Source organism: Pseudorhizobium flavum (assembly GCF_044142885.1).
Taxonomy (GTDB): Bacteria; Pseudomonadota; Alphaproteobacteria; order Rhizobiales; family Rhizobiaceae; genus Neorhizobium; species Neorhizobium flavum.
Map to the genome: position 1 here is coordinate 1 of NZ_JBIOKZ010000019.1, position 20,000 is coordinate 20,000.

The 20,000-nt window shown below is 60.0% G+C and carries 19 protein-coding genes, 1 tRNA gene and 2 rRNA genes (1 of these 22 running past the window's edge); 6 read left to right on the plus strand and 16 right to left on the minus strand.

Going from position 1 to position 20,000, the window contains the following annotated elements; all coding sequences use genetic code 11:
• Positions 1-6 precede the first annotated feature (6 nt).
• From ACEPP2_RS20420 to ACEPP2_RS20435, 4 genes are all read right to left on the minus strand, one after another.
• Positions 7-1,134 carry an S-(hydroxymethyl)glutathione dehydrogenase/class III alcohol dehydrogenase gene (locus ACEPP2_RS20420; protein ID WP_395517788.1) on the minus strand — a complete coding sequence of 376 codons (1,128 nt, stop codon included), beginning with the start codon at positions 1,132-1,134 and terminating at the stop codon, positions 7-9.
• Positions 1,135-1,246: 112 nt separating this feature from the next.
• Complete coding sequence (locus tag ACEPP2_RS20425) at positions 1,247-2,107, minus strand: substrate-binding domain-containing protein (RefSeq protein WP_395517789.1); 861 nt, start codon at positions 2,105-2,107, stop codon at positions 1,247-1,249.
• A gap of 1 nt (position 2,108) precedes the next feature.
• The gene (locus ACEPP2_RS20430) at positions 2,109-2,630 is read right to left on the minus strand and encodes a c-type cytochrome, methanol metabolism-related (protein ID WP_395517790.1); all 522 of its coding nucleotides are present in this window, start codon (positions 2,628-2,630) and stop codon (positions 2,109-2,111) included.
• Positions 2,631-2,759: 129 nt separating this feature from the next.
• Positions 2,760-4,664 carry a methanol/ethanol family PQQ-dependent dehydrogenase gene (locus ACEPP2_RS20435; RefSeq protein WP_281976335.1) on the minus strand — a complete coding sequence of 635 codons (1,905 nt, stop codon included), beginning with the start codon at positions 4,662-4,664 and terminating at the stop codon, positions 2,760-2,762.
• A 437-nt stretch (positions 4,665-5,101) separates the two neighbouring features.
• On the opposite strand from ACEPP2_RS20435, the gene ACEPP2_RS20440 reads away from it, so the two are divergent.
• Positions 5,102-5,449, plus strand: a complete 348-nt coding sequence (locus tag ACEPP2_RS20440; protein ID WP_281976334.1) for a hypothetical protein — start codon at positions 5,102-5,104, stop codon at positions 5,447-5,449.
• A 36-nt stretch (positions 5,450-5,485) separates the two neighbouring features.
• On the opposite strand, the gene ACEPP2_RS20445 is transcribed toward ACEPP2_RS20440, so the two are convergent.
• Genes ACEPP2_RS20445 through ACEPP2_RS20455 form a run of 3 tightly spaced genes read right to left on the minus strand, consistent with a single transcriptional unit; the run spans position 5,486 to position 8,017 of the window.
• The gene (locus ACEPP2_RS20445; protein ID WP_395517803.1) at positions 5,486-6,235 is read right to left on the minus strand and encodes an ABC transporter ATP-binding protein; all 750 of its coding nucleotides are present in this window, start codon (positions 6,233-6,235) and stop codon (positions 5,486-5,488) included.
• A complete protein-coding gene (locus tag ACEPP2_RS20450; RefSeq protein WP_395517791.1) occupies positions 6,204-7,028 on the minus strand; it encodes an ABC transporter permease in 825 nt (274 codons plus the stop codon). Before ACEPP2_RS20450 ends, ACEPP2_RS20445 begins: the two co-directional genes overlap by 32 nt.
• A complete protein-coding gene (locus ACEPP2_RS20455) occupies positions 7,025-8,017 on the minus strand; it encodes an ABC transporter substrate-binding protein (RefSeq protein ID WP_395517792.1) in 993 nt (330 codons plus the stop codon). Before ACEPP2_RS20455 ends, ACEPP2_RS20450 begins: the two co-directional genes overlap by 4 nt.
• Before the next feature lie 506 nt (positions 8,018-8,523).
• On the opposite strand from ACEPP2_RS20455, the gene ACEPP2_RS20460 reads away from it, so the two are divergent.
• Positions 8,524-8,886, plus strand: coding sequence for a c-type cytochrome (locus ACEPP2_RS20460; protein ID WP_162197812.1), 363 nt, complete (start codon positions 8,524-8,526; stop codon positions 8,884-8,886).
• Between the two features lie 2 nt (positions 8,887-8,888).
• Here the strand turns inward: ACEPP2_RS20460 and ACEPP2_RS20465 are convergent, their stop codons facing one another.
• From ACEPP2_RS20465 to ACEPP2_RS20490, 6 genes are read right to left on the minus strand one after another with little or no spacing between them, the layout of a single operon-like run.
• Entirely contained in the window at positions 8,889-9,524 is a 636-nt protein-coding gene (locus ACEPP2_RS20465; protein WP_395517793.1) for a hypothetical protein, read from the minus strand.
• Positions 9,521-10,393, minus strand: a complete 873-nt coding sequence (locus ACEPP2_RS20470; protein WP_395517794.1) for an ABC transporter permease — start codon at positions 10,391-10,393, stop codon at positions 9,521-9,523. The genes ACEPP2_RS20465 and ACEPP2_RS20470 overlap by 4 nt, the downstream gene beginning before the upstream one ends.
• Entirely contained in the window at positions 10,390-11,148 is a 759-nt protein-coding gene (locus ACEPP2_RS20475; protein WP_395517795.1) for an ABC transporter ATP-binding protein, read from the minus strand. Before ACEPP2_RS20475 ends, ACEPP2_RS20470 begins: the two co-directional genes overlap by 4 nt.
• A 48-nt stretch (positions 11,149-11,196) precedes the next feature.
• Positions 11,197-11,685, minus strand: coding sequence for a cupredoxin domain-containing protein (locus ACEPP2_RS20480; protein ID WP_395517796.1), 489 nt, complete (start codon positions 11,683-11,685; stop codon positions 11,197-11,199).
• Positions 11,686-11,713: 28 nt separating this feature from the next.
• Positions 11,714-12,691: a YVTN family beta-propeller repeat protein gene (locus ACEPP2_RS20485; protein WP_395517797.1), complete on the minus strand. Its 978-nt coding sequence runs from the start codon at positions 12,689-12,691 to the stop codon at positions 11,714-11,716.
• A gap of 23 nt (positions 12,692-12,714) precedes the next feature.
• Positions 12,715-13,920, minus strand: a complete 1,206-nt coding sequence (locus tag ACEPP2_RS20490; RefSeq protein WP_395517798.1) for an ABC transporter substrate-binding protein — start codon at positions 13,918-13,920, stop codon at positions 12,715-12,717.
• Between the two features lie 402 nt (positions 13,921-14,322).
• Here ACEPP2_RS20490 and pqqB point away from each other — a divergent pair, with 402 nt between their 5' ends.
• From pqqB to pqqE, 4 genes are read left to right on the plus strand one after another with little or no spacing between them, the layout of a single operon-like run.
• On the plus strand, positions 14,323-15,261 hold the full coding sequence (pqqB, locus tag ACEPP2_RS20495) for a pyrroloquinoline quinone biosynthesis protein PqqB (RefSeq protein WP_395517799.1): 939 nt from the start codon (positions 14,323-14,325) through the stop codon (positions 15,259-15,261).
• Complete coding sequence (gene pqqC / locus ACEPP2_RS20500) at positions 15,258-16,016, plus strand: pyrroloquinoline-quinone synthase PqqC (protein ID WP_395517800.1); 759 nt, start codon at positions 15,258-15,260, stop codon at positions 16,014-16,016. The genes pqqB and pqqC overlap by 4 nt, the downstream gene beginning before the upstream one ends.
• A 23-nt stretch (positions 16,017-16,039) precedes the next feature.
• Positions 16,040-16,309 (plus strand): pyrroloquinoline quinone biosynthesis peptide chaperone PqqD, encoded by a 270-nt coding sequence (pqqD, locus tag ACEPP2_RS20505; protein WP_395517801.1) that lies wholly within the window; start codon positions 16,040-16,042, stop codon positions 16,307-16,309.
• Positions 16,306-17,415, plus strand: a complete 1,110-nt coding sequence (gene pqqE, locus ACEPP2_RS20510) for a pyrroloquinoline quinone biosynthesis protein PqqE (protein ID WP_395517802.1) — start codon at positions 16,306-16,308, stop codon at positions 17,413-17,415. The genes pqqD and pqqE overlap by 4 nt, the downstream gene beginning before the upstream one ends.
• A 200-nt stretch (positions 17,416-17,615) precedes the next feature.
• Here pqqE and ACEPP2_RS20515 read toward each other — a convergent pair.
• The 3 genes from ACEPP2_RS20515 to ACEPP2_RS20525 all read right to left on the minus strand — a co-directional run.
• Positions 17,616-17,692: transfer RNA gene (locus tag ACEPP2_RS20515), tRNA-Met, on the minus strand.
• Positions 17,693-17,905: 213 nt separating this feature from the next.
• Positions 17,906-18,020, minus strand: a 5S ribosomal RNA gene (gene rrf / locus ACEPP2_RS20520).
• Positions 18,021-18,293: 273 nt separating this feature from the next.
• A 23S ribosomal RNA gene (locus ACEPP2_RS20525) occupies positions 18,294-20,000 on the minus strand; it runs 1,175 nt beyond the window's last position.

A 20,000-nucleotide genomic window follows, 5' to 3' on the forward strand; every position in this document is an offset into this window, starting at 1 on the left:
CCTCCATCAATAGACGACGACGCTCCTGATGCTCTGTCCGCCATGCATGAGCTCGAAGCCCTTGTTGATGTCCTCCAGTCCCATGGTGTGGGTGATCATCGGGTCGATCTCGATCTTGCCCTCCATGTACCAGTCGACGATCTTCGGCACGTCGGTGCGCCCGCGCGCGCCACCGAAGGCCGTGCCCATCCAGGTACGGCCGGTGACGAGCTGGAAGGGTCGGGTGGAGATCTCCTGGCCGGCACCGGCCACCCCGATGATGACCGACTTGCCCCAGCCGCGATGCGAGGCCTCCAGCGCCTGGCGCATGACCTTCGTATTGCCGGTGCAGTCAAAGGTGTAGTCGGCACCGCCGATCTGGTCGGCGCCGCGCTTCGTCATGTTGACGAGGTAAGGGACGATGTCCTCGCCCACCTCCTTCGGGTTGACGAAATGGGTCATGCCGAAGCGCTCGCCCCACTCCTTCTTGTCGTTGTTGAGGTCGACGCCGATGATCATGTCGGCGCCGGCAAGGCGCAGGCCCTGGATGACGTTCAGGCCTATGCCACCAAGCCCGAAGACGATCGCGGTCGAACCGATCTCCACCTTGGCGGTGTTGATGACGGCGCCGATGCCGGTCGTCACGCCGCAGCCGATATAGCAGATCTTGTCGAAGGGAGCGTCGGGATTGACCTTGGCGACGGCGATCTCCGGCAGGACCGTATAGTTGGCGAAGGTCGAGCAGCCCATGTAGTGGTGCAGCTTCTCGCCGTTGATGGAAAAGCGCGATGTGCCGTCCGGCATGACGCCCTGGCCCTGGGTGGAGCGGATGGCGGTGCACAGGTTCGTCTTGCGCGAGAGGCAGGAGGGGCATTCGCGGCATTCGGGGGTGTAGAGCGGAATGACGTGGTCGCCCTTCTTGACCGAGGTGACGCCCGGGCCGACATCGACCACGATGCCTGCACCTTCATGACCGAGGATCGCCGGGAACAGACCCTCGGGGTCGGCGCCCGACAGCGTGAAGTCGTCGGTATGGCAGATGCCGGTCGCCTTCACCTCCACCAGCACCTCGCCCGCCCGAGGCCCCTCGAGCTGAACCGTCATGATCTCCAACGGCTTGCCGGCTTGAACGGCAACGGCGGCGCGAACGTCCATATCTCATCCCCTCCTGATGTTTCGAACCGGCAGGCTCGCTGCCGGTTCATTCGACCTACCCTCAAGCCTCGCCATGCAGCAACGTCGGACTAGCTCCGCAGTGGCCATCCTGTTATTGCGTTATGGAATGATCCTTCTCATCGAGCAGCGGCACGCCGTATTCCCACAACAGCTTGTTGATGTCCGCCTGGTGCTCGCGGATGAATGCATTCAGCGTTCGCTTCCACTCCTGATCCGATGGCCGCACACCCATGGTGATCCGGTAGGTCATCCGCTGGCCGCCCCTCTCCTTGATCAGAGGGATCACGGCCAGATCGGCTCCGGATTTCTCGACATAGTAGCCGGCCATCGGCCCCCAGATCACCGCGGCGTCGATCACACCCTTGAGCATGTCGCCGATCATCACTTCGGCCATGGATGGCGCGATCCGCGTGTCGACCATCAGCGGGTAGACCTTGGCTTTGCGCATCAGCTTGGCAGCGGCCATGTTAGCCGAGGGAGGGGTCCCCTCGACAACTCCGATGCGCTTGTCGGCGAGACGAGTGTCTGTCAGCGTGTCGACCCCAGCAAGGTCGCCGTCCTTCCTGTAGACCAGCACATAGGAGGAGCGGTAATAGGCATTGGTGTTCTGGACCAGTTCATCCCCCTGCGCATACCCCATGATGATGTCGCAGCGATTGGCCCCCAGAGTATTGCGCACGAAGCCCGTGATCGATGGAAACCAGGTATAGGCCACCGAGCTTCGCCCCGTCGCGGTCGCGACCATTTTCGCAAGCTTGTCCTCGAAGCCTTCGCCGCTCTGATCGGTGAAGGGCATGTTGGACGGGTCGGCACAGACACGCAGGACGTCCGGGTCGACCAGTTCCCCGGCGGCACCCAGCCCCGCGGTCTGGGCCTGCGCCTGCAATGGTAAAAGCAGGGCACAGGCAAGCAGGACGGGCTTCAGGAGGCTGGGGGAGGACGTGCTGGCCATCTCACCCACCCATGCAAGACGCTTCATAATCCTTCGCCCCCTGAGGCTTGTCCGCCTTGTTTGGTGGACGTCCCCGCGGTGCCGCGTCCACGGCACGTGCCCGCAGATAGATGTAGATGTCGTCGAGATAGCAGTAGACGTTCTTGTTGTCGCCAAATGCCGGCATGACGTTTTCCTTGCCGCCTCCGACGTTCTGCCGTCCCTCGGCGACAATCGAGAGGAAGGTCGGATAGTCCATGTTCTTCATGCTCTCCGCCAGAGCAGGCGCGTAGCTGGAACCGACCCCGTCAGGGCCATGACAGACATGACAGTCCGAATGGTAACGCCGGTAACCGCTGAACGTATACCAGTCGACGGTTCCGTTCTCGATCTTGAAGGTCGGAGTGCCTTCCGCGTCGAAAAACTTGCCGTCTTCCTCGCTGGCCGCGGCGGCTTTCTCCTTCGTATCGGCTGATAGGACATGACTTGGATTGAGAACAGGGAGCGTCACGGCAACGGCTAAGGCAAGAAGGCGGGAATTCATCAAGCAACCTCATGCTCACAAGAAGGCGGTGATCCTCTGGATCCACATTTGGCAATCAGAAACGCGACTGCCGACTGGGCTGCAATCAGGCCGCCCCACGCGAGGCGGCCTGATTGCTGATTGAGCCTGTCAGTCAGGAAGACCGAAGACGGTCAATTGTCCGCCGAGGGTGGTATAGTCGGCCAATGCCGCATAGCCGCCCACGGCACCCAAGCCGGCCGTTCCGACCACCTGAGCTTCTTCGCCTGCGTCACGGCCCTGGCCAACGGCACCATGCCACGCCGCAGCGTTTTCCGGAGAAAGCAGACCGCCTGCCAATCCGATGCCGGCCCAGCCGCCGACGCCGGACAGAACGGCGATATACTGCTTACCCTCATGCTCATATGTGTTGATATTGCCGATGATCCCGGACGGAGTCTTGAACTTGTAGAGTTCGTTTCCGTCGAGATCGACCGCCTTGATGTAACCTTCCAGCGTGCCGTAGAAGACGACGTCGCCGTCCGTTGCGAGCGCACCCGACCAGACCGAGAACTGCTCGGGCTTCGACCAGACGATCTCGCCCTTGGCGGCATCCCAGGCAATGAAGTTGCCCATGCCGCCATGGCTGTCCGGAGCCGGGTACATCGACACCGTAGCGCCGACATAAGGCTGACCCGCCGTATAGCTCACCCTGTAAGGCTCATAGTCCATGCAGACGTGGTTCGTCGGCACGTAGAAGAGACCCGTCTTCGGTGAATAGGACGCAGGCTGCTGGTCCTTGGTCCCGAGGGCTGCCGGGCACACCCCGGTCGTGTTTGTATCCTCGCCGTTCTGGTCGGTGGAATACTGAGCCACGACCTGTGGTCGACCGTACTGGTCGCTGTTCGGATCCATCACGACTTCCGTCGCCCAGTTCACCTTCGGATCGTACTTCTTTGCAACCAGGAGTTCGCCGGTGTTGCGATCGAGAGTATAGGCAAAGCCGTTCCGGTCGAAGTGCACGAGCACGTCGCGTGGCTGGCCGTTGATCTCCATCGCATCCACGAGGATGTTCTCGTTGACGCCGTCATAGTCCCACTCGTCATGCGGCGTCATCTGGTAGAGCCACTTCGCAACACCAGTATCGGCATCACGAGCCATCAAGGTCATAGACCAGCGGTTGTCGCCGGGGCGCTGCACCGGGTTCCATGTCGACGGGTTTCCGGTACCGTAGAACACCAGGTTGCTCTTGGGGTCATAGGCGAACCATCCCCATGTCGTCCCGCCGCCTGTCTTCCACTGTTCCCCCTCCCAGGTATTCGTCCCTGAATCCGGTCCGACGGGTTTGCCAAGATGGGTGGTCTTTTCCGGATCAATCAGCGTCTCTGAATCAGGCCCCATCGAGTAGGCCTTCCAGGCCAGCGAGCCATCCTTCAGGTTATAGGCGGCCGTCCAGCCCCGTACGCCGAATTCAGCCCCCGAAACCCCGATGATGACCTTGTCCTTGACGACCATGGGTGCCGCCGTGCCGGATTCACCCTTGCTGCCATCGATCTCATCACCGTTCTTCACGGACCACACGACTTCGCCCGTCTTGGCATCGAGAGCAACTACCGTGGTGTCCGCCTGGTTCAGAATGATCTTGCCGTCGCCGTAGGCCACACCGCGGTTCACCGTATCGCAGCACATGATCCCGATGACATTCGGATCCTGCCGCGGCTCGTATTTCCATAGAATCTTCCCGTCATTTTTCAGGTCGAGCGCATAGACGATGTTCGGAAACGGCGTGTGGACGTACATCACATCGCCGATGACCAGCGGGCCACCCTCGTGCCCGCGCAGGACGCCGGTCGAAAAGGTCCACTTGACCTGCAGATCCTTCACGTTGTCCTTGGTAATCTGGTTGAGCTTCGAATACCGGTGATTGGCGTAGTCGCCGGTGGGCATTGCCCAGTTCTTCGAATCTGCCGCGAGGGCAGTCAGTTCGTCATTGGCAAGTGCCGTGCTGGCAAGGGCAGCTGCCAGAAATCCAGCAGCAGTCAGAGACAGACAGGCAGAGGTTTTGGTCAGGCGCATGCGTAGTCCTCCCGATGCAGTTATTCACCCGAGGCACGTCATCGCGGCACAACTGGTCCCACAGACCTGGTTTGCCGGTCATGGACGTTCATGCTGTCTGGGATCGTCTTCCGCCAGCGTGTCACGATGTCTGTCGGCTTGAGCAGCGGGCACCGTTGCTGCCGTACCGATTTTCACCTGCGAAGCCTTGTCCCTCCCATAAGACAAAGCCTTGAAGCCGGATGACAAAGATGACGATAGGATACAAGAGCCGTATAGGCAAGAATAAATACATGGCAATGGTGCGCTGCAAAAGAATTGTTGCGACGCAATATCGGCGCACACTGCTCAGAATTGGGATTTTTGTTTAATCGAGCACCATCAATTGCTATGATAATACTTCAGTATTTGAAGCATGAACATTATGCATCGCTTCCCGAGCCCCTCGGAGACCGCCTATGACGCTCGCCCAGAAACGCCGGCCGGCCGTGCTCATTGCAGTGATCATGTATGCGGCCGGAGCCTCTGCCGCGCAGGATTACCCGACGATAGCGGTCGCCGACTACGTCTATGGATGCATGAAGGCCAACGGCAATTCGCGGCAGGCTCTGGAAAGCTGTTCCTGCTCCATAGATGTCATTTCCTCCATCATACCCTATGCCCGCTATGAGGAGGCGGAGACCTTTCGAAGCCTCGGACTGCTCACGGGCGAACGAGGCGTCCTGTTTCGCCAAAGTGCGCCTGCACGGTCCGCGACGGCAGATTTGCGGCGAGCGCAGGCAGAGGCGGACGTCCGCTGCTTCTGATACGGACGCACCTTCCCTTACGCGTTATCTGAATGATCAGGCGGAGCCTTCCACGCCGGCGATCTGATGCTTGAAGGCGAAAACCAGTCGATCCAATTGGTCCGTATCCCTCTCCTCTCGGGGCACATCGACGTGGAAAATGCCAATGACTTTTGCTGGCCGGGGCGATAGCACGATGATCCTGTCGGCAAGGAAGAGGGCTTCACGCAAGTTGTGCGTCACCATCAACGCGGTGGTCGGTCGCGTCGACCAGACCGTTACGAGAAGACCTCGCAGTCTTTCGGCGGTTGCCTCGTCAAGCGATACGAACGGCTCGTCCAGGAAGAGGATGGAAGGCTCAGTCGCAAAGGCGCGGGCAAGAGCAACGCGTCTGGCAAGTCCAAGCGACAGTTCCGAGGGATAAAGGGTCTCCAGCCCGGAGAGGCCGAGGATCTCGAGCAGTTCATCGAGCACGACCTGCTTCAGGGACGGAGGCAGCGTCAACCGGATGTTCTGCTCCACCGTCCGCCATGGAAGGAGCACCGGCTCCTGAAAGACAGCTGCGATGCGGTGCCTGTCTCCGGCCGGCATCCGGATGCTGCCTGAATAGGCTCGATCAAGACCGAGCAGGATGCGCAATGTCGTGGTCTTGCCGCATCCTGACGGACCGAGGAGGCATGCAAACTCGCCCGCTCCGACTTCGAAGGAGAGGTCTCGCAGAGCGACAACGCCTACGCCCTCCGTCGAGCGGAACCTCTTTTCGCGGATCTCGACCTTAAGCGGCGCGGCGACGCCAGCGGCTTGCATGCTGTTCAACGGGCTGCACCACAACGAGTTCGATCATCAACATGATGGCGACGAAGGCCAGGGTATAGGCAAGGATGCCGGCGACCTCGAAGATCTGGAAATAGAGGTAGATCTGGAAGCCGACGCCATTCGAGCGGCCAAGCAGTTCCACGACGAGAACGATCTTCCAGATCAGCGCGATGCCTGAACGTGATGCCGCGGCAAAATAAGGCTGGAGTTGCGGCACCAGGATGTGCCGGATCCGGTCCAATCGAATCAGACGGTAGACCTGCGCCATCTCCATGTAACGATCGTCAAGGGCGCGCGCGCCCTCTCGCATCGTGACGACGACATTCGGGATCTTGTTGACCGCGACGGCGCCGATCGCGGCTGCTTCCGTCAACCCGAACCAGATATAGGCAAGCACGATGATCACCAGGGCCGGTATGTTCAGGAAGAGAACGAGCCAGGGATCAAAGAATGAGTCGAGCCGTCGCCGCCGGCCGAGCAGGACGCCGATCACCGTCCCGACTACCATGGCAATGAGATAGGCGGCAGCAACGCGCCACAAGGTCATCATTAGATGGTAGACGAGATCGCCGCTCACCAATTCGGCGACAATGACACTCCATACCGCCATTGGTGGCGGCAGCGCCCGGCTCGGCCAGAGCCCCGCGACCAGGCTCCACACCAGCAGTAGGCCGATCAGGGATACCGCGGTGCTCGCCAGCGGCAGCAGAGCGGCTCCCCTACGTCCGCCACGCTCGGGGAGCCCGGACACCAAGCCAGCCCTCGCATCCTCGTCAACGTTCATGCCTTCAATGCAGCCCAATAGGTGCCGGGAGCCATCTGCCGGGCCTTTCCGACGAGCTTTTCACCGCCGAGGGTGGCGAGGACTTCGTAGAGCGTGGCGGCATCCCGTTCCTCTTCGGCAACAGGGCGCTGCGGGATACCTTCGCGGTACCGATCTCGCAGCACCTCAAGCGCTCGCCCTTCTGCCCTGACCAACGGCGCAAGCCGCTGCCATTCCGGATCGGAGCTGGCCAGCAGCGCCTTTGCCTCTGAACTTGCTCGAATGAAGTTCAGCGCCACATCCTGGTTCTGGTCGGCCCATTCCTCGCGGAACACATATCCGAGAGCCGATACTGGGCCGGAGGCTCCGAGACCCCGGGCCGCATCGTCGGCGCCGACCAGCCGTCGGAAGCCCTCCGCTTCGAGGCGAGCACAGAAATGCCAGAAATTCAGTACCGCATCCAGTTCGCCCGAGAGCGCCTTCTCGGCGAGGAGTGGCGGGGCGCCGTACACGATCTCTGCTTCCTTGGCGAGGTCGAACTGGTGATCCCGCTGGGCAAGGCCCTGGATCAGCAACCAGCTCTTGTCCAGCGGTCCGCCTGCGACGCCGATCTTCTTGCCCGCAAGGTCAGGAAGTTGACGCGCGCTAGAGTCATTCTTGACCATGAGCGCCCCAACCGCCGTGGAGTAGGGCGCCAGTGTCAGCGCCTCCCCTTCCGACCGCTGTCGCGATACCCAGAGCCAGTCGGACACGATGACATCGAGATCGCCGGCCAGCATGGCGACGTTGGTTGCGTCCTCCCCGGCGAAGTCGAGAACTTCGACATCCACGCCGTTCTTCTGGTCCAGGCCATGATGCTTGATCGTATCGAGTTCCCAGCTGACGGTGCCGAACTTGAGGACCCCGACCTTGATCTTCGGCAGATCGGGTGCTCCGAACGCCGGAAGGCCTATGCTGGTCGCCAGCAAACCAAGCCCCAAGCTCCCGAATTCGCGTCTCGAAATTCCCATGCCACTCCCCCTGAAGTAGGTTTGCCCGTCAGATATCACGGCTCCCATCGGGAAATACGCATTTCCAGCGTACGATCTTCAACGCCGGTCGTCCTTCCGACCATCGCGCGATGCGGCTCGGCGCCGAGACCATGCATTGCATGAGAGAGCCTTCGCTTTCGAAATAGAGATGCTCGTCGCGGCAACTGGTAGGGCTGGCGAACAGACACACTGTCAGGACAAGATCGACGAGGTTCAAGGAAGCACCTTTCTTGCGTGACGCGCAATACAGAAGGCCGAGCGCACGCACCCGACAGAAGCTCCTCAAGGTGCCCGATGAAAAGCTTCCGGTAGAATATGCCCTGCGCAGACATGCGTCAACTGAGTGCACCGCGTGGACCACGCGACTATGTTGACTCGCTCAAACGAAGGTCTACCTTTCTCCGCGTGTAGAGCGCATCCGATCGGAGCGCATCGCTACACGACAAACTGGACCTCCGGGAGGATGTGGAATGCAGCTTACGGTAATGGTTGGGGCGGCTGGCCTCGTGATCGCGATGGCCGGTCAGTGTCTTGCCCAAGACGCTGCAGCCGGCGAGAAAGTGTTCGCCAAATGCAAGGCATGTCACGTCGTCGAAGGCGACACAAACAAGATTGGTCCCTCTCTCAAGGGCGTCGTCGGTCGCACCGCTGGCACTCATGAAGGGTTCAAATACTCCAAAGCCATGGCCGAGGCCGGAGAGAAGGGTCTCGTCTGGAACGACGAAACACTTGCGGAGTATCTTCACGACCCGAAAGCTTACATCAAGGGCAACAAGATGGCGTTCGTCGGGCTGAAGAAGGACGAGGACCTCGCAAACGTGATCGCCTACCTCAAGCAGTTCCCGTAAACCTAACGGCTCTCCAGCGTCTGCGAGATCGTCTTGGCGAGCGCATACAAGCGCTGCTCGATCAAGGTCGGCACCTCGCAGACGAAAGTGAGAGACTGTACCCGCTCCTGGAAGATCCTCGTCTGGAAGACGAGCCGGTCGTTCCGAACAGCAACCTCATTGGGATCGGCGTCGGCCTTCGCCCGCAACTCATCGACCGCCGAACCTTCCTTGCGCAGTGCATCGGCCAGATCCCTCTGTTTGTGGGCATACCGGCCGATGCCGCTGATGACCTGCGAGCGCTCTCGGTTCATATGGTCGAAGAGCCCCTTCACCAGCTTGGTCAGCCGCACCTGCCGCTCGTCCGGCGTCAGCCTGGAGGCAAAGTCGCGGATCATCTGTTCGGCTTGCGCCAGGGGCACGCGCCTCGCCGCGACCTCTGCGACAAGATCCGAAACGTCGGCATCATCTGCCCATTCGCCTGCCGATGGCGGCAGTTCCGGTCCGGTCCAGATTTGGGCAAGTGAGAGTTCTGGCACCTTGCGCTGGATGCAGGGCCAATCGGGATCATCTCCCTGAGCCGCAAGGGCCGGCCCGAGGAGAGCGCCGTGCAACAGGAATGCCCCGAGGTATGTCATCACGTGCGCCGGGAACCTCATGTGTTTACTCCTCCATCCTGCCTGCGGCTGAGCAAGCCTTTCGACGGGTCATAGGCCAGGATCGCGCCGCCCAGGAAGAGCAGGATGCACCCGACCACAACCGATAGGGAATACCATTCGATCTGCCCGTAGAGTGCGAAACGCACCAGTTCGACCGCGTAAGTGAACGGGTTGGCGAGGCAGATCTTGTGAAGAAGCGGACTAGCCTCCTGGATGCGCCACAGAGGGTAGAGCGCCGAAGAAGCAAAATACATCGGGAAGATCACGAAGTTCATGATGCCGGCAAAATTCTCCAGCTGCTTGATCATCGATGAAAGCAGCATGCCGAGCGCGCACAGCATCACGCCCGCGAGGAAAAGTGCCGGCAGGATGAACAGGTAACCGATGAGCGGTGGCTTCACGCCCCAGAACCAGGCAATCGCCAGGAAGACATAGACCTGCAGGATCGAAACCGTGACACCCGCCAGCAGCTTCGACACGAGCAGGAACCAGCGCGGGAAAGGACTGACCAGCAGGGTTCTCATATTACCCATCTCCCGGTCGTAGACCATGGAGAGCGAGGACTGCATGCCGCTGAACAGCAGGATCATCCCGCACAGACCGGGCGTGATATAGACTTCATAGAGGACATAGGTCTTGTAGGGTGGAATGATTGAGACACCCAGGACCTGCCGGAAGCCAGCCGCGAAGATGAACAGCCACAAGAGCGGGCGCACGAGCGAGGAGATGAAGCGCTCCCGCTGGTTCAGGAAGCGCAACGCCTCCCTGAACACGATGCCGCGAAAGCAGATGAGGTAGTGGCGCAGACTAAAGCCGGACCTGCGGCCGCCGTCGGCGGCGAGCATCTCGGCCTGAACTTGCGACGTCATCGCAGCACCCCCTCCGCCTGCACCTCGGACCGAGTGAGTATTCCGAAGGCTTCACCAATATTCTCGGCGCCGGTCTTCGAAACGACATCCGAAACACGGCCATCCGCCAACACCCTGCCCTTGTGGAGCAGGACGACGCGATCGCTGACATCGACTTCGTCGATCAGATGCGTCGCCCACAGGACACTGATCCCCTCCTCCGCCACCAGGTTTCGTATGGTGGCCAGGATGTCGGCGCGGGACTGAATATCCAGACCGACGGTGGCTTCGTCCAGCAGGAGCAGCGGCGGCCGGTGCAGTAGGGCACGGACGATTTCGACGCGACGCATCTGGCCGCCCGACAGCGCCCGGACCTTGTCGTGCAGGCGATCGCTCATTCCGACCTGCTGCAAAAGCGTCCCTATCCGCTCCCTCGCCGCAGCCCGGCCGATCCCGTGCAGGGACGCGTGATAGGCTAGATTCTGATGGATGCTGAGGTCGAGGTCCAGCGTGCGCGCCTGGAACACGATTCCCAAGCGGCGAAGCGCCTGGCCGGGCTGCCTTACGATGTCATGCCCGAAGATGCGGATCGCGCCATGCCGGGTATCGTAGAGATGGCAGATCAGGGAAAACAGCGTTGTCTTTCCCGCACCATTGAGGCCGAGCAAGACCGTGAAGTGGCCTTGCGGGATGGTGAAGGACACATCTGAAAGCACCGGTTTGCGACCATAGGCGTGGCTTACCCCGGACACTTCCAGAGCGGCGGGCGGGACCATGGCTTTATCCGCCTTCACATGCTGCATGATCCCGCCTTCCGTTCTCCGCTACTTGATGATGATCGTGCCCTGCATTCCCTTGTCGGCCAAATCCGGCACCGACCAGGTGTAGGTTCCGGGACGGATCGTCGTGAACTGCACCTGCATCGTCCCTTCCGCGTCGAATTCCAGCCAGGCAGGTGCCCCGTTCATGTGGACCTCGAGATCGTTGATGACGATCTGGTTCATCCAGACATTGCGGAACAGGTCCGTGTGGAATTTATACTCCAGTCCGGCAGCAGAGGTAATCTTCCAGCGATACCCCTGCCCGGCGATCAGTTCGAAGTCCTTCTGGTTCACGGTGAAACTGTCTTCCGCCGACCCCAGGACCAGTTCCGGGACGTCCTTGCTGGCCCTCGTCACCTTCTCCGTCGCCGCGGCCGCCGGTGCCGGCGCATCGTCGTCGTCATCATCATCGGCATCCTGCGAGAATGCCGGCGTCACGGAGATGGCAAGGCCCATGAAGGCTGCGAGGGACAGTCTGCGATAATAGCTCATTTCAATCCTCCTCCTGAAAACGCTGAAACTATTGCGGCGACACAACCACGCCCCATGGAAGCGCCCCGACCGTCACCGATTGGACCGGCTCGTCGGTGGCGACATCGATGAAGGTGATATCGTTGGAGACGCCGTTGGTGCTGATGATCGTCTTCTGGTCCGGCGTGAAGGCGAGTTGCCAGACACGCTGGCCAACCAGCACATACTTCTCGACCTCATAGGTCTCCGTATTGACGACAGCGACGCGATTGGCGGGACCGAGCGCGATGTAAGCCTTAGTGCCGTCCGCAGTGATCCGGACCCCGACGGGTTGGATCGCTTCCGATCGCAGACCGGGTATCTCGAAGGAGATCTTCTGCGTGATCTCACGAGTTTCATTGTCGATCACGGAAACGGTGCCGCCAATTTCGGCACTCACCCACACTTCAGAATTGTCGGGCTTGAACTCTGCGAACCGCGGACGGGAATCGACCAGGACATTGTGCGTGATCTCGTTCGAAGCCGTGTCGATGAAATGCGCCATGTTGGTTGTTTCGGACGTGTTGACCATCGTCTTCCCGTCGGGGCTGATCCCCATCCCCTCCGGCTCCACACCGACAGGAATCTCGGCCACCACGCTCTTGCTGTCGAGATCGATGACCGTAACCAGGTTGTCGTCCTCGTTAGCAACATAGAGGGTCTTGCCGTCGGGCGAGAGCACGAAGAGCTCCGGATCCGGCCCCGAAGGCAGTGAGCCGACGATCTGATTGGTGGCCGTATCGATGATCTCGATCGTGTCGTCGTCGCTGGCACACAGGTAGATGAACTTGCCGTCATGCGAGATGGTGATGCCGCGGGGCCGCTGGCCGACATCGATTGTGTGGACCACCTCCATGGTGGTGGAGTCCACGACAGTTACGGTGTTGTCCTTCTCGTTCGAGACATAGACCATGTAGGCTGACGCGGGCGTGGCAAGGCCAACCGCAAATACAAGCGCGCCTGACAAACAACTCAGTCTTCCAAGCATTCCAGATCCCTCCTCACACGTTTTCAGTCCAGAACGCATGTCGTTTCCGGTTGATCGACCCCGAGCGTGTCCAGCTCCGACACCTGATGTAGAAACCCCTCCTGCGGCGAGGTCGATACCACCGACCGCCCGTCGCCAAGGAAGATCGGCTGGCGCAACTGCCCGTTCCAGGTCCGGAAGGTCAGCTTCTGCCCCTTGAACGCTGCAATCGAAAAATCAGGGCTTCGCAGGTAATCTGCAGTTTTCGCGGCCTCCGCGCTGTTAGTACGCGTTACAGCTTCGCCGACGACCCGCACCGCCGTCCAGGCGGCCATGTCCTTCCACAGCATCCGCCTGCCATTGGCCTTGGCGAACCGGTTCTGGATCTGCGTGCCTCCCCATTGCTCGCTGGCGGGATGCCAGGCGGAGGGAATAAGTCCGGCCGTACCGGCCACGGGACGCGGGGTCCAGGTCCGATACGGGACATAGGTGCCGAAGACCTCGCTCTCATCGGCTACCAGAACGACATCGTGCTCTGGGAAATCCTGCGTGAAAACCGGCATTTGGCGCTGGATCTGGACAACGCCTGAATCCGTCCTGCGGGCGGTCCCGGTGTCCATGAACTCCTTCTCCAACAGGATCTCACCGCCGAAGCGCTCTGCTGCACGACGAAGCGCATCGGCAAAAAGCTTGTCCCTCTCATGGGAGCCATGGATCAACACCCAGCGACGCCATTGCTTCCAGACAAGATATTGCGCCAGCCCGTCCGCCAGCATGCTGCGCGTGGGAGCCGTATGGAAGACGTTCAAATGGCAAGCCTCCTCGCGTAGCCGGTCATCTGTGGCACCAACATTGAAGATCAGCACGTCCCGATCCCGCGCGAGGTTGGTGATCGACAGAAGCTGCTCGGCGGATAAGTCCGCCAGGAGGTAGTTCACCCCCTTCGAGATGAGTTCCTCTGTCGCCGCCTTCACATCCGCATCGAGTTTTACCTCGGTCACGTCGAGCGTATAGGTCTGCCCCAGGAACTTGCCGGTCGTGTTGTTGTCGGCGATTGCCACGTCGGCCCCGGCAATCCCTTCATCGCGTGGCGCGACATCGAGTACGGATAGCGTGAGCTGTGGTTCATAGGCGCGAAGGTAGCCCAGCTTGACCTGCACCTGCGTCGCGGCCGATTGCTGCGCCGCAGTCGGGAAGACACCAAACAGGACGAGAAAAACAGCAATGAACGGCAGGAAGACAGCAGGCACCGGATCCCTCCACGGATAAACCAGTCCCGAAGTGGTTCGGAACTAACGTTTTTTCGGTGCCGAAAGGAAGATTATCCCGCGACAGGATTTAATCAACCCCTGAATCTAGAGGCGGGCTCCCAAGATTTCGTGAGCCACGCGGGGCTTGGATGCTGCGCCAAACGGCGTATGATGACCGTGGCCCAAACAATGGTGCCACCTGGAAGGAGGACACATGAAGAAGACATGGAAGAAGCCAGCGATGTGCACCGTCGCTGTGGGTATGGAAATGTCGCGGTATTTTCCTGCCCAACTACCTGCCAAGAAATAAGTAGCCTTCCGCCTCATCCGTCCTAGCGGGTGGGGCGGTATTCGCATGCTCAGGAAAGCCACGGCGTCTGCCTTGGCGGGGAGAAGCATTTGATGCGGCTGAAGATCCTGGGATCCGCCGCTGGCGGCGGTTTCCCCCAGTGGAACTGCAATTTCCGCCTGAGCCGGGCGGCCCGGATGGGCGCCGAAGGCGTGAAGGCAAGAACGCAATCCAGCCTGGCCGCCTGTGATAATGGCGTCGATTGGGTAATCTTCAATGCCTCCCCCGACATCCGCCAGCAGATCGCCGCCACGCCGGAACTGCAACCCGCCGAGGATGCAGCGCTCCGCTCAACGCCGATCGCAGCAGTCGTGCTGACGAATGCCGACGTCGACCACATCGCCGGCCTTCTCAGCTTGCGGGAGCGACAAGCCTTCGTCATCTATGCGACGCGGCGCGTGCTCGATGTGCTGGATCAAAACTCCATTTTCAACGTCCTCGATCCGAGGGTCGTTCAACGACGCGAGCTTGCTCTAAACGTCACCACCCAGGTCCTCGACTGGCAAAACAAACCGACGGGCCTTACGGTGGAGCCCTTCCCCGTTCCGGGCAAAGTGGCGCTGTTCATGGAAGACGAAAGCAAGGCCGACACCGGGTTCGGGACGCAGGCCGGCGACACGATCGGCGTCCGGATTGCAACGGATGCTGAGAACGTCGCGGCCTTCTACGTTCCAGGATGCGCCGCCGTCGATAGCGACCTGAAGACACGTCTACATGGAGCGCGCTGTCTCCTCTTCGATGGCACCGTCTATACCGATGACGAGATGCTCACATCCGGCGTCGGCTCCAAGACGGGGCAGCGCATGGGTCACATGCATATTTCCGACCCGGACGGCTCGGCCGCAGCCTTGGCCGATGTGGAGATCAGCCGCCGCATCTACGTCCACATCAACAACACGAACCCCATCCTCGACGAGCGCTCCCCCGAAGCGGAGACGGTGCGTGGACGCGGCTGGGAAATTGCTCATGACGGGATGGAGGTGGTGCTGTGACCGAGTTTTCGGATGCAGCGAGAGGCGGTCTTTCGCCCGAAGCGCTGGAGAAGGTTCTGCGCGAGGTAGGCGTCAGCCGCTACCATAACCGCCACCCGCTGCATCACAAGATGACGGCAGGCTCGCTGTCGAAGGCACAATTGCAGGCCTGGGCGCTCAACCGCTATTGCTATCAATCGGTCATTCCTCGAAAGGATGCCATGATCATCGCCCGAGCCGAAGATCCTGCTTTCCGTGCTGAATGGCGAAAACGCGTCGAGGATCACGATGGCACGGACGGCTGGAACGGCGGCATCTCGCGCTGGTTGAAGCTGGCGACCGGCCTCGGCCTCAATGCCGACCTCGTGAAGAGCCAAAAGTCAGCACTGCCGGCCACACGCTTCGCCGTCGGCGCTTACCTGTCCTTCTGCACGGATCGTACGCTTCTCGAGGCGGTGGCCTCGTCACTAACCGAGCTCTTCTCCCCAGTGATCATCGGCGAGCGCGTTCCGGCCATGCTGGCGAAATACGCTTACGTGACGGAGGATATCCTTGAATACTTCCAGCCAAGGCCGGCGCAGGCCTCGCGGGATTCCGACTTCGCTCTGGCCTATGTGCTGGCAAATGCAGACACGCCGGAAAAGCAGCAGGCGGTGATCGACGCCCTCGTCTTCAAGTGCGACGTACTCTGGGCCATGCTGGATGCCCTTGAGCAGGCCTATGGGGATCACGGCCATGTGCCGCCCGGCGCCTTCGATCCGAAACGGCCACAATGATGCCGCGGCGGGAGCGCAGGATCGTGACTGCAAGCTCCATCCCGGTGCTGAAGCGCCATGTACGCCTGCAATATGATCCGGTCCGGCAGGCTTGGGCCCTCCTATCTCCGGAAAAGGTGTTTTGGCCCGACGAGATCAGCCTAGACATTCTGAGGCTGTGCGATGGGAAGCACTCGGTCACGCAGATCCTGGACAACCTGGCGTCTGTTTACGAAGCCCCGCCCGAAGAAATTGGAGAGGACGTTGAAGGCTTTCTCCAGGAATGGTCAGACAGATCTTTGGTGACGCTATGACCCAAGCGATACTTCCGCCGATCGGAATGCTGGCAGAACTGACGCATCGATGCCCGCTGCAATGCGCTTATTGTTCCAACCCGGTCGAACTCCTGAAGGCGAACCGGGAGATGGCAACGGACGCCTGGCTTGCGCTGTTTGACCAGGCGGCCGATCTCGGGGTGCTGCAAATCCACCTGTCGGGAGGTGAGCCGACACTTCGACCGGACCTGGAGGTGCTGGTCCAACGCCTGGCGAGCCGCGGCGTCTACACGAACCTGATCACGGCCGGCGTCGGCATCGCCGAGGGACGGATGGAAGCACTGGCACAGGCGGGACTGGACCATGTCCAGGTGAGTTTCCAGGGCGCATTTGCTCAAACGACCGAAAAGATCGGCAATCATCGAGGCGCTCACGAGAAGAAGATGGAAACGGCAAGGCAGGTGCGCGCCGCCGGTCTGCCGCTGACGATCAACGCGCCGATCCATCGGCACAATATCGAGGAAGTGCCGGCCTTCATCGATCTCGCCTTGGCCCTTGATGCCGAGCGGCTGGAGATTGCCAATGTGCAATATGCCGGATGGGCGCTCCTCAACCGCAATGCGCTGATGCCGGACCGCGCGTCGGTCGAGCGCCAGGTTGAGACAGTGCGAAAGGCCCAGGAGGACCTCTACGGCGTCCTTGCCATTGATTTCGTCACGCCTGACTACTTCGCCATGTATCCGAAGCCTTGCATGGGCGGATGGGCCCGCGACGCCTTCATGGTAGCACCCGACGGCAGCGTCCTTCCCTGCCACGCCGCCGGCACCATTCCGGATCTCGTCTTCGACCGCTTCGGAGACAAGAGCCTCGCGGAAATCTGGCATCAATCGAAAGCCTTCAACGCCTTTCGCGGGACCGACTGGATGAGCGAACCCTGCCGCAGTTGCGAGAGGAAGGAGATCGACTGGGGCGGATGCCGCTGCCAGGCGATGGCAATTGCCGGCAGTGCTGCGGAAACCGATCCCGCCTGTGCGAAATCTGCGCTCCACGCCCGGATGGCCACGCTGATCGATGAGGCCATGGCAGCGGATCGCAAGGAATTTCGGTATCGGCGTATCAGTTCGCCGGTTCTCGAACGTCAGTGATTGCTATGGAACCTAGCTCACGCAAGAGGAAGTGGTGACCTCGATCCGCGGCATCGGCGGCAAGGCCGCGGGCGCGGTCTGCAATCGGTGACAGCGCCGCCGCCGAGCAGTGCGTCGATACCGCCCTCTCCCGTTTCTGAACCGTTGTCAGGCGATGCTTGCGGAGAAGGCGGCTGATTGGCTTGGGTTACGAGTCTTGTTGGTTGCGGGGGCAGGATTTGAACCTGCGGCCTTCAGGTTATGAGCCTGACGAGCTACCGGGCTGCTCCACCCCGCGTCACCAAGAATACGGACTTTCCTGCCCGGGAGCGATGTCAGGCGTAGCCTGATGAGGTGAGGCCGTAAAGAGATCGATCCGGTGGATCGATCTTAGGCCGAACGGGCTGCTCCACCCCGCGTCACCTGTTTCGGGCGTTTGCCCGGAAGGGAGTTTTTCGTTTTTGAGAAGATTGTTTTGTCCGCTTATGTTTTGCGGCATTGCCTTTAATAGACCTGGCAGCGACCTACTCTCCCGCGTCTTGAGACGAAGTACCATTGGCGCTGGGGCGTTTCACGGCCGTGTTCGGAATGGGAACGGGTGCGGCCGCCCCGCCATGACCACCAGGTCGATTAAGGGCAATGAACCAACATTTCTGTTGGCATGTGTTGAGAAGCTGGATTTTGGTTCATCGCCTGATCTTGTCCTGGCGGGCTGATCGCAGCCTGCCGGCTGCTGCCCTGCGGACGGCCCGCCAAATGCTTGGCGACGGCCTTTGGCCTGTATGGCTGCCCGGCGCTCTGTCGAGCAAGGGAGCCAGACAAGCTGGCGATGGTCTTATGTGAACACGTCTGGCTGCATCTTAGCGTCTTGCGACGCGTGATGAGCATTATCAATGAGAACGATCAAGTCGATCGGGCTATTAGTAAGGCTAAGCTTCATGCATTGCTGCACGTCCACACGCCTCCTATCAACGTGGTCGTCTTCCACGGCCCTGATAGGGAATACTCGTTTTCAGGTGGGTTTCCCGCTTAGATGCCTTCAGCGGTTATCCCTTCCATATATAGCTACCCTGCTATGCCCTTGGCAGGACAACAGGTCCACCAGAGATATGTCCATCCCGGTCCTCTCGTACTAGGGACAGATCCTGTCAATATTCCTACACCCACGGCAGATAGGGACCGAACTGTCTCACGACGTTCTGAACCCAGCTCACGTACCGCTTTAATTGGCGAACAGCCAAACCCTTGGGACCTGCTCCAGCCCCAGGATGCGATGAGCCGACATCGAGGTGCCAAACAACCCCGTCGATATGGACTCTTGGGGGTCATCAGCCTGTTATCCCCGGCGTACCTTTTATCCGTTGAGCGATGGCCCTTCCACGCGGGACCACCGGATCACTATGACCGACTTTCGTCTCTGCTCGACTTGTCAGTCTCGCAGTCAGGCGGGCTTATGCCATTGCACTCGACGACCGATTTCCGACCGGTCTGAGCCCACCATCGCGCGCCTCCGTTACTCTTTCGGAGGCGACCGCCCCAGTCAAACTACCCACCATACACTGTCCCGGATCCGGATGACGGACCGCGGTTAGACATCCATGACGATAAGGGTGGTATTTCAAGGATGGCTCCACGAAGACTGGCGTCCCCGCTTCAAAGCCTACCACCTATCCTACACATGCCGACACGAATGCCAGTGTAAAGCTATAGTAAAGGTGCACGGGGTCTTTCCGTCTGACCGCAGGAACCCCGCATCTTCACGGGGAATTCAATTTCACTGAGTCTATGTTGGAGACAGCGGGGAAGTCGTTACGCCATTCGTGCAGGTCGGAACTTACCCGACAAGGAATTTCGCTACCTTAGGACCGTTATAGTTACGGCCGCCGTTTACTGGGGCTTCGATTCAAAGCTTGCACCTCTCCTCTTAACCTTCCAGCACCGGGCAGGCGTCAGACCCTATACGTCGTCTTTCGACTTCGCAGAGCCCTGTGTTTTTGATAAACAGTCGCTACCCCCTGGTCTGTGCCACCCCTTCCTGGTTGCCCAAAAAGGGGTCACGCTTCTTCCGAAGTTACGCGTGCAATTTGCCGAGTTCCTTCAACATAGTTCTCTCAAGCGCCTTGGTATACTCTACCTGACCACCTGTGTCGGTTTCGGGTACGGTCTATAATGATGGAGCTATTTCCTGGAACCTCTTCGCTGCACAACCAATCCAGTAAGGTTGAACAACACACGAGATCCGTCACTACCACCAGGCCCACGAATATTAACGTGGTTCCCATCGACTACGCATGTCTGCCTCGTCTTAGGGGCCGGCTAACCCTGCTCAGATTAACTTTAAGCAGGAACCCTTGGTCTTTCGGCGAGAGGGTCTCTCACCCTCTTTGTCGTTACTCATGTCAACATTCGCACTTCCGATACCTCCAGAGGCCCTCACGGGTCCTCCTTCACAGGCTTACGGAACGCTCCGCTACCACTTGCAGTAAACTGCAAATCCTCAGCTTCGGTGCATGGCTTTAGCCCCGTTACATTTTCGGCGCAAAGACCCTTATTTAGACCAGTGAGCTGTTACGCTTTCTTTAAATGATGGCTGCTTCTAAGCCAAC